Origin of the sequence: Agathobaculum sp. (assembly GCF_022775115.1) — a bacterium.
Taxonomy (GTDB): domain Bacteria; phylum Bacillota; class Clostridia; order Oscillospirales; family Butyricicoccaceae; genus Agathobaculum.
In genome coordinates this window covers 25,116-40,271 of sequence record NZ_JALFLA010000032.1, presented here as the reverse complement: position 1 = coordinate 40,271, position 15,156 = coordinate 25,116, and the positions used below count along the sequence as shown (strand labels likewise).

Genomic DNA, 15,156 nt, shown 5'->3' with positions numbered 1-15,156 from the left:
GAAAAGGGCGCTGATACTTGCATATCAACGCCCTTTGAGCATGTCAGTATTTGATTGTTTCGACTTCGCACCGTGTTTGCACCATGAAAAACATTGATTTCACTGACTTTTTCAATGTTTTCTTATCTGGTGCTACCATTTGGGTGCTTCTTTTTTTGCCCGGCGCGGCGTATATTGTCGTGAAGGGGGGTGCGCTATGCGGCGGCGAAAATACCGAAAAACGGGTGGACGGTGGGCGCTGCTGCTGCTGATGGTGCTTCTGGTCACGGCCGGCGCGATGATAACGCGGCGGATGCAGCGTATTTTCATGGAGTACGCTTCGAATATCTGTGAGGACAGCGCGATACAGGAGATTAACAACCTGATGGAAGAGGAGGTGTTCGCCCACCCGGAGGCGTTCGCAAACCTTGTCATTCTGGAGCGGGATGACCAGAACCATATCACCGCGCTGCGCACCGATGTGATTGCGGTGGGCAAGATTAAGGCGCGCATCGTCAACGGCCTGTTTGAGCGGTTGGATGATTTGGAGCAGACGACGGTCGAGGTGCCGCTCGGCACGGTATTCGCGCCTAATTTCTTCACCGGCATGGGGCCAAGTGTGGATATCGGCATGGCCGGACTGGTGCAGATGGAGGCCGAGTTCGTCAGCGCATTCTCGTCCGCAGGCATTAACCAGACAAGACATAATATCATTATCGAGGTGCACGCAGGCTTTCGTATCCTGACGCCCTTTGGGGGTGAGGATCGGGAGATCGTCAGCAGTTATCCGGTGACTGATACCGTGATCGTCGGTACGGTGCCCGAGCGCTACACCTATATCGACGATATTTCCGGTGGCCTGCTGGGCAAAATCAGCGATTATGAATAGTTTGCAGCGAAAGCCCAAAAAATACTTCCGTTGCTGTGAAAAATTTGATATACTGAATTTGTATTTGGTTTACAAAGGAGTGGTGGCGTGGACGCGCTTGAGCAAATCACCGCATTGCGCGAAAAGCTGCGATATCACAACGAAAAATATTACAATGACGATGCGCCTGAAATATCCGATTACGAATACGATATGATGCAGCGCGAGCTGCGTGCGCTCGAGGCAGCGCACCCGGAGCTGGCCGATCCGGCCTCACCAACACAGCGGGTCGGCGGCAAGGCTTCCGGCCGGTTTGACAAGGTGCAGCACGTTTATCCGCTCGAAAGCTTGCAGGACGTGTTTTCATTTGACGAGCTGGACGAGTTTTACAATCGCGTTGAGGGCGCGGTGGGGCAGGCGGAGTATGTGGTCGAGTATAAGATAGATGGTCTATCGGTCGCGCTGGAATATGTGGACGGCATATTTGTCCGGGGCGCGACGCGCGGCGACGGGCAGGTTGGCGAGGATGTGACCGCCAACCTCAAGACCATCAAGGATATCCCGCAGCGGCTCGAAAATGCGCCGCCGCATCTGATCGTGCGCGGCGAGGTGTACATGAAGCGCTCGGTGTTCGACGCGCTCAACGCCGAGCTGGAGCTGCACGAAAAGCCGCTGCTGGCCAATCCGCGCAACGCGGCGGCAGGTTCGCTGCGGCAGAAGGACAGCCGCATCACCAAGGAGCGCAAGCTGTCCATCTTTTGCTTTAATATCCAGAATGCGGACGAGCTGCCGCTGGCCAGTCATACCGAATCGCTGGATTATCTGAAAAAGCTCGGCTTTCCGGTCAGTCCATGCTATCCGGCTTATACCGACCCGGCTGACGTACGCCGCCAGATCGACGAGATGGGCGAGACGCGCGGCGAGCTGGACTTTGATATTGATGGCGCGGTCGTCAAGGTCAACGCCTTTGCCCAGCGGCAGGCGCTTGGCTCGACCGCCAAATTCCCGCGCTGGGCGGCGGCATACAAATATCCGCCCGAAATTAAGCAAACGCTGCTGGAGGACATTGTCATTTCAGTGGGGCGAACGGGCGTGCTGACGCCGAATGCCGTCTTGCGGCCCGTGCGGCTGGCCGGTACGACTGTGTCCCGCGCAACGCTGCACAACCGCGATTTTATCCGCCAGATGGATGTGCGCGTGGGGGATACGGTGTCCGTCCGCAAAGCGGGTGAGATCATCCCGGAGATCGTCGGCGTTGTGATGGATAAGCGCCCCGCTGATGCGCTGCCGTATGTGTTTCCGCGGGTATGTCCGGTCTGCGGCGCGCCGGTCTATGATGATGCGGACGAGGCGGCTGTTCGCTGCACAGGTGCGGCCTGCCCTGCGCAGCTGCTGCGCAACCTGATGCACTTTGCCTCGCGCGACGCAATGGATATCGACGGCTGCGGCGAGAGCAATCTGCTCAAGCTGATCGACGCGGGGCTGGTCAAGTCGGCCGCCGACCTGTATGATTTGACCCTTGACCAGCTTTTGCCGCTCGGCAAAAAGGTCAATGTTTGGGCGAACAACCTGATAAACAGCATTGCGGCAAGCAAAACGCGCGATCTGTCAAGGCTGCTGTTTGCGTTTGGCATACGGCATGTCGGCCAGAAAGCAGGCAAGATACTGGCGGGGCATTTCGGCAGTCTGGACGCGATCCTCGCGGCCACGGTCGAGGAAATGACCGAGATACGCGATATCGGCCAGACCACGGCCGAGAGCATCGCGGCGTGGCGGGCGCTTGCGCAGTCTAAGGAGCTTATCGAAAAGCTGCGCGCACACGGCGTCAATTTCACCGGCGAACAGACAGTGCGCGGCGACCTGCTCGCGGGCAAGACAATTGTCGCCACAGGCAGCCTGACGCTGTATACCCGCAAGGAGATCAATGAGCTGATCGAGAGCCTTGGCGGCAAGGCGGCAGGCTCGGTCTCTAAGAAAACCAGCTATGTGGTTGCAGGGGAGAACGCAGGCAGCAAGCTGCAAAAGGCGGCCGAACTGGGCGTTCCCGTGCTTACCGAGGCCGAATTTAAGCAGATGATAGCGGATGGACAAGCGGGCGAAGCGGCCGGCCGATCCGTCCCCGTATAAGACAGGAGGATAACTGACATGGCAATTTCAAGGAAAGAAATTGAACACATTGCATCCCTCGCGCGGCTCGACTCGACCGGCGGCATTTTTGACCGGCTGGCCGACGATATGCAGGATATCGTCGGCATGGTGGACAAGCTGGCCGTACTCGACCTTGGCGATATCACGGATGTCATCGACACCGAGCGCAAGAATGCTTTCCACCCGGACGAGGTGGTGCAGGAGTACACGCCCGATCAGCTCATTGAGCCGAACGCGCCGGACTTTCAGGCGGGCGGCGTAGCCGTGCCGCGCGTAGTCGAGTAAGGGAGGGGACAGAGAAATGGCACTTTATGAAAAAACAGCGGCCGAGCTGTCCGAGCTGCTCGGCAAGAAGGAGATCTCTGCAACCGAGCTGGCAAAGGATATTTTTGCCCGCACCAAGGCGGTGGAGGATAAAGTACAGGGCTATGTGACTGTGACGGAGCAGGTCGCGCTGGCGCAGGCCGAAGCGGTCGACCGCAAACGCGCCGCGGGCGAAGCGCTGTCCGCGCTGGCGGGTATCCCGGTCGCGGTAAAGGACAATATCTGCACCAAGGGCACGCTCACCACCTGCGCGTCCAAGATGCTGTATAACTTCAAGCCGCCCTATAACGCGACGGTCATCGAAAAGCTGGCCGCACAGGATGTGGTCATCACCGGCAAGGCCAATATGGATGAGTTCGCCATGGGTTCGTCCTGCGAGAACTCGGCGATGCACCCGACGCGCAACCCACACGGACTCGACCGCGTGCCCGGTGGCTCGTCGGGCGGATCGGCTGCTCTCGTTGCGGCGGGCGAAGCGCCGCTGTCGCTCGGCTCGGATACCGGCGGCTCGATTCGCCAGCCTGCATCGTTCTGCGGCGTCGTCGGCCTCAAGCCTACCTACGGCGCAGTCTCGCGCTACGGTCTTATCGCGTTTGCGTCCTCGCTCGACCAGATCGGCCCCTTTGGCCGTTCGATCGAGGATACGGCCATGCTGCTCGATGCCATCACCGGCCATGACCCGCTGCACGATTCGACCTCGGTCAAGACGCCGTTTGAAGGCTCTGTCCGTGCCAATCTGAAGGCGGATGTCAGGGGGCTGCGGATCGGTCTGCCTAAGGAGTATTTCGGCGCGGGCATCTCGGATGAAGTCCGTAAGCATGTGATGGCGGCGGCCGAGACCTACAAAAGCCTTGGCGCGGAGGTGTTCGAGATCTCGCTGCCGCTGGTCGAGTACGCGCTGCCGATCTACTACATTCTCTCTTCGGCCGAGGCGTCGTCCAATCTGGCGCGCTTTGATGGCGTAAAGTACGGCTACCGCACACCCCATGTAGGCGACGACGTGGTTTCGCTGTACGTCAAGAGCCGCTCGGAGGGCTTTGGCTCGGAGGTGCAGCGCCGCATCATGCTGGGCACCTATGTGCTCTCCTCCGGCTATTATGACGCATATTATAAGAAGGCGCGCGCCGCGCAGCGTAAAATCCGCGAGGAGTTTGCTGCGGTGTTTGAAAAGTGCGATTTGATCCTGACCCCTGTTGCGCCGACCACTGCATATGAGATCGGCTCGAAAACCGCAAATCCGCTCGAAATGTATGCGGGGGATATCTGCACGGTATCGGTCAATATCGCCGGTCTGCCTGGACTGACGCAGCCCTGCGGCTTCGATTCGAACAAGCTGCCTGTGGGTATGCAGCTCATCGGCCCGCGCTTTGGTGAGCAGACGCTGCTCAACGCCGGTCTGGCCTTTGAGCAGGCGAGCGGCCTGCGCAACATCATCGCCGCGCTGTAAAGGAGGAGACATAACATGAAATACCAAGCTGTCATCGGCCTTGAGGTGCACGCGGAGCTTTCCACCAAGAGCAAGATATATTGCTCGTGCTCGACCGCGTTCGGCGCGCCGATCAATACGCACACCTGTCCGGTCTGCACCGGTATGCCGGGCGCGCTGCCCGTGCTCAATCGGCAGGTCGTTCACTTTGCGGCCAAGATGGGCAAGGCGACCGGCTGCACGGTAAACAAGCTCTGCAAGGCCGACCGTAAGAATTATTTTTACCCCGATCTGCCCAAGGCCTATCAGATATCTCAGTTTGATGTGCCGATCTGTGAAAACGGCGAGGTGTTCTTCTATGTGGACGGGGAAAAGAAGTCCTGCCGTTTGGAGCGCATTCATTTTGAGGAGGATGCGGGCAAGCTGCTGCACGATGAGATAGACGGTACGGTCGTTGACTTCAACCGCTGCGGCGTGCCGCTAATTGAAATGGTCACCCGCCCCGATTTGCACTCCTCGGCGGAGGCCAAGGAGTTTCTGGAGACGATCAAGACCACACTGTCCTATCTTGACATCTGCGACTGCAAGATGGAGGAAGGCTCGATCCGCTGCGATGTCAACGTGTCTATTCGCCCGGAAGGCTCGACCGAATTCGGCACCCGTGTGGAGATGAAGAACATCAACACCTTTTCCGGCGCAGTGCGCGCAATCGACTACGAAATTGCGCGCCAGATCGAGGTGGTGGAGAGCGGCGGCGAGATACAGCAGGAGACCCGCCGCTGGGATGACGTCAAGCTTAAAAACACGGTGATGCGCACCAAGGAGGACGCGCAGGATTACCGTTATTTCCCTGATCCTGACCTGATTGCGGTCGAGATCGACGATGAGTGGATGCGGCAGATTGAGAGTGAGATACCCGAGCTGCCGATCGCACGCTATGAGCGCTACCTGAATGAGTACGGCATGACCGCGATGGAAGCACGCTTAATTTCGGACAGCTTTGCCAAGGCCGAGCTGCTGGACGAGGCGGCAAAGTCGGTAAAGCCCAAGGCCGCGGCCAACTGGATCTTGTCCGATATCTCCAAGTATCTTAACGACAAGGGAGCTGAGCTGCCGGAGACCAAGCTGACCGCGGCCAAGCTGGTCGACCTGATCAAGCTGATCGAGGCGGGAACGATCTCAGGGGCAGCCGGCAAAAAGGTGCTGCCCGCCATGTTTGAGACTGATGAAACGGTCGAGGATATCGTAGCGCGTATGGGGCTGAAGCAGGTGTCCGACGAGGGCGCAATCCTGTCCATCGTGCGCGAGGTGATCGCGGCCAACGAAAAGGCAGTCGCGGACTTTAAGGCTGGAAAAAATGTCACCGGCTTCCTTGTAGGGCAGTGCATGAAGGCATCCAAGGGGCAAGGCAACCCGCAGATCATTAACAAGCTGATCGCACAGGAGCTTGCCAAGCTGTAAGTGATAACATGGGCGCGCCCGCGTGCACACGCCGGCCGTCCGCAAACCAAACGAAAGACCGAAGGCAACTTGCTGTTGCTTTCGGTCTTTTGGCTTATCCGACGTGAAGCAGGCATAGAATAGAACACGGCCTACCAAAGGAGCATCAGCGATAGCAACAAATATTTTCAATAAAATTAGGTATATTGACTAAAAACAAAGAAGTATATGGCAGTATATCAACGCCTTTTGCACATTTCAATAAAAATATTTTTCATACTATCCTTGAAAAAATATATTTTTTCAAGGATTGGGCGGCGATATTGTCAGTGATTTAACAATTATTTTGTGTATCTTCGTGGGAAGGAGCTGAATGTGCGTGGTTTTTTAATAGGAAGAGAAAATAATAGTCAGAATTTACCCAAAGTGTCTAAATTAAAAATGCAAAAAGCGGATAAAAAGTGCAAATTCATCAAATAACATTTCTGGTACAATAAATGCTGTAATGCGAGGGTGCTGATTCGATATTCCTGGATGGAGCAATGCCGAGCGAAAAAAAGGAACGTTTCAGCACAGCTCAACGCAAATACTGGAGAAAGGGGAAGAGAAATGCCTGATATCGTGCTAACGAGAATCGACAACCGCCTGATTCATGGGCAGGTCGCAACCCAGTGGTGCGGCGTTGTCGGAGCCAACCTGCTGCTTGTCGCAAACGATGCTGTGTCGACCGATGAGTTCCGGCAGGGGCTGATGAACATGGCTGCGCCTGCGTATGCGCAGACCCGCTTCTTCTCGATCGAGAAGACCATCAACATCATCCACAAGGCTTCCGATAAGCAGCATATTGCGATCATCTGCGAAAATCCGCAGGATGTGCTCAAGCTGGTGGAAGGCGGCGTGCCGATTAAAAAGGTGAACATTGGCAATATGCACATGACGGATGGAAAACGTCAGGTAGCGACCTCTGTTGCCGTCGATGACGATGACGTGGCGTGCTTCAAAAAGTTGCAGGATCTGGGCGTTGCGCTTGAGATCAAGCGCGTGCCGGATACGCCGGCCGAGAGCATCGATAAGCTGTTCAAGTGAGTGTTTGACGTAAAAGCAAGTGGAAAGGAGTAAACAATGGGCGAAATAACCATTATACAGGCGCTTTTGGTCTTTGTGGTTGCCTTTATTATGGGCATTGACCAATTCAGCTTTCTGGAATCCCTGTATCAGCCGATCTTTACCTGCCCACTCATCGGTGCCATTCTCGGCAACTTTGAGCTGGGCGTAGTCGTCGGCGGTTCTTACCAACTGGTGCAGATCGGCAGCATGCCGATCGGCGGTGCGCAGCCGCCTAACGCGATTATCGGCGGCATTATGGCTACGGTGTTCGCTGTCTCTCTCGGCATGGAGGCAACGCCTGAGGGCGTGGGCGCGGCACTGGGTCTGGCGATTCCGTTTGCGGTGTTCGGCCAATATGTTGTTACCCTGACCTTTACCATTATGTCCGGCATGATGGCTAAGGCCGATCAATGTGCGGAGAATGCGGACGCAAAGGGTATCCGAAATGTAAACTTCATCGAGATGGGCGTGCTGGGTACGCTGTTCGGCCTGATCTCCGTCGCAGGTCTGTACGGCGGCACCGTGCTCGGCGAGACACTGCAGAACTTTGCCTTCCAGTACTCTTGGATCATGGCCGGTCTGGACGCCGCGGGCGGCGCGATGAAGTTTGTCGGCTTTGCGATTCTGATGAAGGTCATGATGTCCAACGAGATGTGGGGCTTCCTGCTGGCCGGCTTTGCGATGGCACTGCTGTGCAGCGCGAATGCCTCGACCGCGGGCGCGACCCTGCTGCTGTGCGCATTTGTCGGCGCGGCGATCGCGATTTACGACTTCTCAATCAATACCAGAATCAAGGCAAACGCTGGCGCAGGCAATATGGGAGGTGACTCGGATGGCATATAATATTCCCGAAAAGTATCAGGATCTGACACCGGCTCCGGCGCTTGACAAAAAGACCCTGAACAAGATGGTGTGGATGTCCTGCTTCCTTCAGGCTTCTTTCAACTATGAGAGAATGCAGGCGTGCGGCTGGCTGTGGGGCATGCTGCCCGGCCTGCAGAAGATCCATACCAACAAGGAAGACCTGAAGGCCTCAATGGCGCACAATCTGGACTTCATCAATACCCATCCGTTCCTCGTAACGTTTGTTATGGGCATCGTGCTGTCCCTTGAGCAGAACAAGGCGGATACGACCACCATCCGTTCTGTACGTATTTCGGCCGCCGGTCCGCTTGGCGGCATCGGCGATGCGCTGTTCTGGCTGACGCTCGTTCCGATCACCGCGGGCTTAACTGCGAACATGGCTTTGCAGGGCAGCTTCCTCGGCGCGATTCTCTTCCTTATCATCTTTAACGTGGTGCAGTTTGTCGTTCGTTTCGGCCTGATGTACTGGTCGTACGGCTTGGGTACTAAGGCGGTCTCGATGCTGACCTCGAGCGCGAAGGAGTTCACCCGCGCGGCGAGCATCCTCGGCGTATTCGTCGTCGGCGGCCTGATTGCAACCTATGGCTCGACCAGCGTTCGTATGATCGTTGGCTCGACCCAGATCAACATTCAGTCGCTGTTGGACGGCATCCTGCCCAAGCTGATCCCGTTGCTGATTACCCTTGGCATTTATGCCCTTATCAAGAAGGGTTGGACGCCGGTCAAGTGCATCCTGCTCATTCTGGTGGTGGGTATTGTCGGCTGCGCGTTCGGCATCTGGAGCGGCAACTCGCAGGCGATGGACGCCGACGGCAACACCATCCCCGGTGGTTACAAGCCGCTCGTAGAGTGGTATGAGTATCCCGCGCCCGCACCGGCTGCCAAGAGCGGTCAGCAGGCTTGGGATGCCCTGAACTCGGTCGTTACCGAGCTGCAGGGAGCGGGCATCACCGTGACCATGCCCGAGTAAAATCGAATAGCTTGGTGGGGCTGCCCCTGCCAAGGCAGCAGATAGGGGGAGATGGCAACCGGGATCATTTCCCCCTATTGCTTACAAACAGCAAGAAATCAGGTGTTCAGGTGAGTGCATTAACAGCGTCCGTTATCTTTTTATTGTTTGCCATATATGTAGGCTTTCAAGTGGGCAAGAATTTCCTTTTACGCAGTATGAATAAGGCGCTGGCGCAAAAGGACTGCGAAACTGTGGAGAAGCTGGCGGATATGGCGATGTCCCGCAGGCTGCTGGGCGCGTATACATGCGATCTGTACAAGCTGCGCGCGCTGTATCTGGGCAAGGATGTGCCCCGGTTTGAGGCGATGCTGCAAGCGATGATCGCGGCGCGTTACAAAAACCCGGCGGATAAAAAGAGCTTTTTGGAGCAGTATTTTCATACGTTCCTGCTCAAAGAAAACAAGCAATATGCCGGCTGGCTGCTCGAGGCCATCCGCGACTTTGGGGATGCGCTGTTTACGCGCTACAACGAACAGGCTTACGCGGTAATGATCGACAAACGCAGCGATCTGATTGAAACGATGGACAGTCAGATCGACGCCAAGCAGTATTACGGTTTTCCGCTGGGTGTGATCCTTTTTATGATCGCCCGGCAGTACGAGTATCTTGATGATACGGACAATGCCGTGTTATACTATAATAATGCAAAAATATGCTTTCACCCCAAGGCAATCTATATACCGGCGATTCAGGACAGCCTGAAGCGCCTTGCGCAGCCGGGGGTGGAGGAGAGCGCCCGCGTATGAATGCGCGCAGACGCTTTGCGGAATATGATTTGAGATAGGAGAAGGAAAATGATTGGATTACTGGTAACGGGACACGCAAATTTCGGCTCCGGGCTGACCAGCTCGCTGAATCTGATCGCCGGTGAGCAGCAGCAGTATCAGTATGTCGATTTTCTGCCCACATACAGCATGGACGATCTGGCGCGCGAGCTGACACGGGCGATGGACGCGCTGCAGGATTGTGAGGGTATTCTGGTGTTCTCCGACCTGCCGGGCGGCACGCCGTTCAAGACCGCGGTAGAGGTCGGCTTTCCGCGCGGCAATGTGCGCGTGATCGCGGGCACCAATTTACCGATGGTGGTCGAGATCGCCATGTCCCGTAAGTTTATTAACGATTTAGAAACCTTGGCTCAGACGGCGCTGGAAACCGGTAAGGAAAGCATCGTTCCATACGAATTTAAGAAGGTCGAGCAGCAGGAGTCCGAAGACGGCATCTGACGGGACTTGGCCTTACCATAATATAGTCCGATTTTGATAAGCAGACCCGCTGTAAACCGTTTGCCGGAGGGTCAAAAGGAGAGAGAGGATAACATGAATAAGATTTTTGGCATTGCAGAGGAGCAGATGCAGCAGACATCGTCTGTGTTTACCCTGCGCGAGATCTATCAGCAGCCCGCGACATGGAAAAAGACCTGCGAGCAGATCAAGGCGAGCAAGGACGCGCTGAAGAAGTTTATCGACCAAGTCATCACATGCGAGGACTTCGATGTGATCCTGACCGGTGCGGGCACGAGCGAATTTGTCGGCAACGCGCTGTTCCCCTGCCTGACCGGCAGGCTGCGCCACAAGATCAAGTCCTACGGCACGACCGATCTCGTGGCAACGCCCGAGGCGTATCTTTCCCGCACGAAGCCCACGCTGCTGGTCAGCTTTGGCCGCTCGGGCAACTCGCCCGAGTCGATCGGCGCGATTGATGTAGCCGAGGCGGTGTGCGATCATGTTTATCACCTGTTCGTCACCTGTAACAAGGACGGCGCGCTGTCCAAGCGCGCGGCGACGACCGATAATTGCTATGCCATCAACCTGACTGACGAGACGCACGACCAGAGCTTTGCGATGACCTCGAGCTTTTCCAATATGTATCTGGCGACCTACTTGTGCTTCCATCTGGATGAGCTGGATGCGGCCATCGCCAAGGTGGAAAAGATCATAGCCGCTGGGCAGCGTTTTCTGGATGAGCAGTTCGGCATTGCGCAGCAGATCGTCGATGGGTATGACTTCAACCGTATCGTCTATCTGGGCAGCAATTGCCTCAAGGGTATCGCGCAGGAATCCGCACTCAAGATGCTGGAGCTGACCGCCGGGCGCGTCGTTACGATGTATGACACGCCGCTCGGCTTCCGCCACGGGCCCAAGTCCATTATTGATGACAACACCATCACGGTGGTCTATCTGAGCGATGACGCCTACACCCGCCGTTACGAGGTCGATCTTATCAAAGAGATGAGCGGGCAGCGCAAGGGCAACAAGATCGTTGCCGTGCTGTCCAAGGCGGACGAGACGGTTTCCGCGCTGGTGGACTACACCGTGGTTTACGAACTGGCGGACACGACCGAGAGCGCGCTGCTCGGCATGGATGATATCCTGTTTGCGCAGACGCTGGCCGTCCTCAAGTCGCTGTCCATGAAAATCACGCCCGATAACCCCTGCCCGACGGGCGAGGTCAACCGCGTGGTCAAGGGCGTTACGCTGTATCCGTGTACCCGGGCGTGACACAAGCGGTAATACGATGAAAAAACACGGCCGCCAGCCCCGGCGGGCGGCGGTCGTGTGTATCCCGTGCGGCGCGGACGGGCAGGGGGGATGGCCGCGGCCGTCCCCTTCGCTTTGCGCCGGCAAGAAACGATAAGGAGCTTAGTGGCAATATGAATTGGGAAGTCATCCTGTGGACCTGCATCACGGTGGCCGTGCTGATCGGTCTCGGTACACTCGTTATTTCTATTATTTCGGCGCGCAATATGCGCAAAAGCCGCGACCGCATGGCACAGCTGCAAGGCGAGATCAAGGTTGGCGCTAGGGTGCTGTTCGGCGGCGGCATTTACGGCACGATCACCGGGATACAGGACGATATAATCCGCGTGGAAGTGAGCAAAGGCGTGGTTCTGGAGATATCGCGTTACAGCATCCAGACGGTGGCGTGAGCCGGGTCAGCCGCGTCACAGGCTTTCGCGCGCGAACACATGCTTGGCGTACTCACTGGGTGACAGCCCGAAATACTTCTTGAACAGTCTGGAAAAATAGTGGATTGAGCTGAAACCGAGCATTTCCGCAATTTCGCTGATGGTATACTGATTTTCGCGGATCAGGTCCTTGCTTTTTTGCAGCTTGATGCCCAGCAGATAGCTTTTCGGTGAATGGTTCAGATGTGTCTTGAACATCGTCTGCAGTGAGGAGCGCGAGAGGAAAAACTTGCGGCAAATCTGTTCAATGGTGATTGGCTCGGTGACATGGTCGCCCATGTAGGCAAGGATCTGCTCGAGCAGATCCTGCTGAAGACTGTGGCTGGGCACGGGCGGTTCGCCATCGAGCGCCTCGCACAGCTGGAGCAGCCGGGTCACCGCCGCTTGCAGATAGCAGATCATCAGCGTGCGTCCGTGCGGAGACTGCGTGCCATCCGCTTCGATAAGCTTGTCCAGCGCGTCGCGCAGGCCGTCTGCGCTGTGAAAAACACGGCGGAGTAGGCGGTGCGGCCCGGTCAGTTCCATGTCGAACACGACCGAAAGATAGGAGCAGCCGCTTTCTTTGGCCAGATGCTTGCCGTGTGCGCTGTCCGGGCCGTACACGATCACATCACCGGCGCCGAGTATGTGGGATGTGCCTACGGCAGTGACTGTCAGCGTACCGCGGTCGACATACAGCAGCTCATAATAGCTGTGGGCGGCTGCGTGAAAACAATACTGCGGCTGCCCGGCCACATAATGGTGATCGAGTATCTCCAAAATGTTGAAGGGGATTGGAGATGGCCGGGGCGTATACGGCGTAGAGAGCGCATACTGGGTAAAACGGCCGTCGACCGCAAGCAGGCGGCAGGTGGCCTTTGCAGAAACGGACACAATGTTGAAAAAAATGCCGGGTTTGATCTTCACATAGTGGCGAAGAGCGAAAGCGTGCGGCTCGGTCGCTTCCGGCTGTGTGCAGAACACGATTTTGGCCAGTCCGCTGACCGGCTCGACGCAGACCTCGCACGGAAAGCGGAAAAGCCGGTCGACGGTTTTCGTATGTGTGGCAAGCTGCATACAGAACAGGTCGTCCGTCTCGGACTCCAGCGGCTGGTAATATACCGCCCCGAACAGATGGAAGTTGTCGTGCAGGGTTGGATTGCTCATGGTAGGTTCCCTCACAAAAGGTCGTCCGGTTTGCGTTTCACTAAAAAGTGCAAATCTTCCTTTATTTTAGTATACTTTGGACAAAAATGCAAGTCTAATGGCGGAGTGAAAAAAGAAGCGTGCGCGGCAGCGCCGTAAAAGAATGACAGGAGGCTTAGAAAATGATCATTCAAAGTAAAAAAGTGTGGCTGGCCGATCAATTTGTCGAGGCGCAAATCGAAATAGCCGGTGAAAAAATTATTCATGTGTATGATTATGGCTGCAAGCCGGTCGATCGTGATTACGGCGCAGAGCGCATTCTGCCCGGTTTTATTGATGTGCATTGCCATGGTGCGTTTGGCTTTGATACAAACGACGCCGAGGAGCAGGGACTGCGCTACTGGGTACGCAACATCGTGCAGGAGGGTGTAACCGCGTTGCTGCCGACCACCATCACTCAGAGCGAGCAGGTGCTGACCGCCGCGCTGCAAAACGTCGCCAAGGTGGTAAAGGACGGCTATGAGGGCGCGGAGATCGTGGGTGTGCACTTTGAAGGTCCTTATCTGGATATGAAGTATAAGGGAGCGCAGCCCGAGCAGTATATCGTAAAGCCGACGGTGGAGCAGTTCAAAAAGTACCAGCAGGCCGCCGATGGATTGATTAAATATATCACTATGGCCACCGAGACTGACGAGGACTTCGCCCTGACCCGCTACTGCGCGGAGCACGGCATTGTTGTGAGCATTGGTCACTCGGCCGCGACCTATGAGCAGGCGGTCATGGCCTTTGCGCACGGCGCGCGCTCTATGACGCACGTTTATAACGGCATGACGCCGTTCAATCACCGTGCAAACGGTTTGGTGGGTGCGGCGTACCGGCTGCGCAGCATGTATGGAGAGTGCATCTGCGACGGCAACCACTCGACCTATGCCGCGCTGAACCAGTTCTTCCATGAAAAGGGCGCGGATCACGGTATGCTGGTCACCGATGCGCTGATGGCCAAGGGCAAGCCGATCGGCTCCAAATTCCTGTTTGGCGGCAACGAAATTGAGATATATCCGGACGGCAGCGCGCACCTGACTTCGACCAAGGGACTGGCCGGCTCAACGCTGCGCGTAAACGACGGCCTGCGCATTCTGATCGAAGAGGCGCTCGTACCGGTCAATGTAGCGATCAACGCTTGCACCAGAAACCCCGCGGCTTGCCTGCGCATTGACGATCGGAAGGGGGCGATACAGGTTGGCTTTGACGCGGACATGGTCGTACTCGACCGGGATTACAAGGTGCTTCAGACCTACTGCAAGGGAAAAGGAATGTTAGATGAGTAAAGGCCAGAAAATCAAGATCCGGCTTTCCGGCCGGAACATTTATACCGATAAGAAAAACCGCACCATTTATTACGACCGCCTGACCAAGCGTGGCTATCAAATTGAAAAAAAGGACGAAAACAAGATCATCTTTTTCAAAAACCGCCTTGTGATTATCCTGTTTGCCGCGATTCTGTGCGCCGGTACGTTCTTGACTGTGCCGCAGGCCGTGCTGGCCGGTGTGTTGCTTGTCGCGCTGGTTGAGGTGTACTACCGCTCGTCGTTTTTCAAAAAGCTACAGCCAGTCGAGGATGTGGACTTTGAAAAGCAGGTCTCGCCGCTGCAATCCATTCTGGCGAACAAGAGCAAGGAAAAGGTCATCACGCTGGCTGTGCTGTACGCAGTGTTCTCCGTGCTGGTCCTGCTCAACGCATGGGATCAGCAGTATTCGGCCGCGCTGACGCTGCTGAGCGCGGGTATTTCGCTCGTGGGCTTGTACTTCTGCGTGCTGCATGTGATCGCGCTGACCAAAATGAAATAGATGTCACGGTGCGGGCTTTCACACCGCGCCGCAGCCAAAGGAGAGGAGAG

At 56.2% G+C, this 15,156-nt stretch carries 15 protein-coding genes; 14 read left to right on the top strand and 1 reads right to left on the bottom strand.

The genetic code is table 11. From position 1 onward, the window contains the following. Window positions 1-196: 196 nt before the first annotated feature. The 12 genes from yunB (at window position 197) to MR935_RS04350 (ending at window position 12,094) form a co-directional block, all read left to right on the top strand. Window positions 197-868 carry a sporulation protein YunB gene (gene yunB / locus MR935_RS04405; protein ID WP_290571407.1) on the top strand — a complete coding sequence of 224 codons (672 nt, stop codon included), beginning with the start codon at window positions 197-199 and terminating at the stop codon, window positions 866-868. Window positions 869-955: 87 nt separating this feature from the next. Beyond that, entirely contained in the window at window positions 956-2,974 is a 2,019-nt protein-coding gene (gene ligA / locus MR935_RS04400) for an NAD-dependent DNA ligase LigA (RefSeq protein WP_290571405.1), read from the top strand. Window positions 2,975-2,992: 18 nt separating this feature from the next. Beyond that, the gene (locus MR935_RS04395; protein WP_290571403.1) at window positions 2,993-3,280 is read left to right on the top strand and encodes an Asp-tRNA(Asn)/Glu-tRNA(Gln) amidotransferase subunit GatC; all 288 of its coding nucleotides are present in this window, start codon (window positions 2,993-2,995) and stop codon (window positions 3,278-3,280) included. Window positions 3,281-3,296: 16 nt separating this feature from the next. Further along, window positions 3,297-4,766, top strand: coding sequence for an Asp-tRNA(Asn)/Glu-tRNA(Gln) amidotransferase subunit GatA (gatA, locus tag MR935_RS04390; protein ID WP_290571401.1), 1,470 nt, complete (start codon window positions 3,297-3,299; stop codon window positions 4,764-4,766). Between the two features lie 15 nt (window positions 4,767-4,781). After that, on the top strand, window positions 4,782-6,206 hold the full coding sequence (gene gatB / locus MR935_RS04385) for an Asp-tRNA(Asn)/Glu-tRNA(Gln) amidotransferase subunit GatB (protein ID WP_290571399.1): 1,425 nt from the start codon (window positions 4,782-4,784) through the stop codon (window positions 6,204-6,206). Between the two features lie 588 nt (window positions 6,207-6,794). Further along, window positions 6,795-7,271 (top strand): PTS N-acetylgalactosamine transporter subunit IIB, encoded by a 477-nt coding sequence (agaV, locus tag MR935_RS04380; protein WP_290571397.1) that lies wholly within the window; start codon window positions 6,795-6,797, stop codon window positions 7,269-7,271. A gap of 36 nt (window positions 7,272-7,307) precedes the next feature. Continuing rightward, window positions 7,308-8,135: a PTS mannose/fructose/sorbose/N-acetylgalactosamine transporter subunit IIC gene (locus MR935_RS04375; RefSeq protein ID WP_290571395.1), complete on the top strand. Its 828-nt coding sequence runs from the start codon at window positions 7,308-7,310 to the stop codon at window positions 8,133-8,135. Then, window positions 8,125-9,126 carry a PTS system mannose/fructose/sorbose family transporter subunit IID gene (locus MR935_RS04370; protein WP_290571393.1) on the top strand — a complete coding sequence of 334 codons (1,002 nt, stop codon included), beginning with the start codon at window positions 8,125-8,127 and terminating at the stop codon, window positions 9,124-9,126. Before MR935_RS04375 ends, MR935_RS04370 begins: the two co-directional genes overlap by 11 nt. Window positions 9,127-9,359: 233 nt before the next feature. Continuing rightward, window positions 9,360-9,914, top strand: a complete 555-nt coding sequence (locus tag MR935_RS04365; RefSeq protein WP_290571391.1) for a hypothetical protein — start codon at window positions 9,360-9,362, stop codon at window positions 9,912-9,914. Between the two features lie 48 nt (window positions 9,915-9,962). Next, complete coding sequence (gene agaF, locus MR935_RS04360; RefSeq protein ID WP_290571389.1) at window positions 9,963-10,391, top strand: PTS galactosamine/N-acetylgalactosamine transporter subunit IIA; 429 nt, start codon at window positions 9,963-9,965, stop codon at window positions 10,389-10,391. A 93-nt stretch (window positions 10,392-10,484) separates the two neighbouring features. After that, the gene (locus tag MR935_RS04355) at window positions 10,485-11,666 is read left to right on the top strand and encodes an SIS domain-containing protein (RefSeq protein WP_290571387.1); all 1,182 of its coding nucleotides are present in this window, start codon (window positions 10,485-10,487) and stop codon (window positions 11,664-11,666) included. A gap of 152 nt (window positions 11,667-11,818) precedes the next feature. Continuing rightward, window positions 11,819-12,094, top strand: coding sequence for a preprotein translocase subunit YajC (locus MR935_RS04350; protein WP_290571385.1), 276 nt, complete (start codon window positions 11,819-11,821; stop codon window positions 12,092-12,094). A 15-nt stretch (window positions 12,095-12,109) separates the two neighbouring features. Here MR935_RS04350 and MR935_RS04345 read toward each other — a convergent pair whose 3' ends face one another. Further along, entirely contained in the window at window positions 12,110-13,279 is a 1,170-nt protein-coding gene (locus tag MR935_RS04345; RefSeq protein WP_290571383.1) for a helix-turn-helix transcriptional regulator, read from the bottom strand. 161 nt (window positions 13,280-13,440) lie between these two features. On the opposite strand from MR935_RS04345, the gene nagA reads away from it, so the two are divergent. Continuing rightward, the gene (gene nagA, locus MR935_RS04340; RefSeq protein ID WP_290571381.1) at window positions 13,441-14,586 is read left to right on the top strand and encodes an N-acetylglucosamine-6-phosphate deacetylase; all 1,146 of its coding nucleotides are present in this window, start codon (window positions 13,441-13,443) and stop codon (window positions 14,584-14,586) included. Beyond that, window positions 14,579-15,106, top strand: coding sequence for a hypothetical protein (locus MR935_RS04335; RefSeq protein ID WP_290571379.1), 528 nt, complete (start codon window positions 14,579-14,581; stop codon window positions 15,104-15,106). Before nagA ends, MR935_RS04335 begins: the two co-directional genes overlap by 8 nt. The last annotated feature ends 50 nt before the right edge of the window (window positions 15,107-15,156 follow it).

What these genes read in the sequence shown, in the direction of transcription:
- gatA (WP_290571401.1), top strand. Translation starts at nt 3,297, where the DNA reads ATGGCACTTTATGAAAAAACAGCGGCCGAGCTGTCCGAGCTGCTCGGC.
- MR935_RS04370 (WP_290571393.1), top strand. Translation starts at nt 8,125, where the DNA reads ATGGCATATAATATTCCCGAAAAGTATCAGGATCTGACACCGGCTCCG.
- yunB (WP_290571407.1), top strand. Translation starts at nt 197, where the DNA reads ATGCGGCGGCGAAAATACCGAAAAACGGGTGGACGGTGGGCGCTGCTG.
- MR935_RS04335 (WP_290571379.1), top strand. Translation starts at nt 14,579, where the DNA reads ATGAGTAAAGGCCAGAAAATCAAGATCCGGCTTTCCGGCCGGAACATT.
- gatB (WP_290571399.1), top strand. Translation starts at nt 4,782, where the DNA reads ATGAAATACCAAGCTGTCATCGGCCTTGAGGTGCACGCGGAGCTTTCC.
- agaF (WP_290571389.1), top strand. Translation starts at nt 9,963, where the DNA reads ATGATTGGATTACTGGTAACGGGACACGCAAATTTCGGCTCCGGGCTG.
- MR935_RS04355 (WP_290571387.1), top strand. Translation starts at nt 10,485, where the DNA reads ATGAATAAGATTTTTGGCATTGCAGAGGAGCAGATGCAGCAGACATCG.
- agaV (WP_290571397.1), top strand. Translation starts at nt 6,795, where the DNA reads ATGCCTGATATCGTGCTAACGAGAATCGACAACCGCCTGATTCATGGG.
- MR935_RS04350 (WP_290571385.1), top strand. Translation starts at nt 11,819, where the DNA reads ATGAATTGGGAAGTCATCCTGTGGACCTGCATCACGGTGGCCGTGCTG.
- nagA (WP_290571381.1), top strand. Translation starts at nt 13,441, where the DNA reads ATGATCATTCAAAGTAAAAAAGTGTGGCTGGCCGATCAATTTGTCGAG.
- MR935_RS04395 (WP_290571403.1), top strand. Translation starts at nt 2,993, where the DNA reads ATGGCAATTTCAAGGAAAGAAATTGAACACATTGCATCCCTCGCGCGG.
- MR935_RS04375 (WP_290571395.1), top strand. Translation starts at nt 7,308, where the DNA reads ATGGGCGAAATAACCATTATACAGGCGCTTTTGGTCTTTGTGGTTGCC.
- MR935_RS04345 (WP_290571383.1), bottom strand. Translation starts at nt 13,279, where the DNA reads ATGAGCAATCCAACCCTGCACGACAACTTCCATCTGTTCGGGGCGGTA.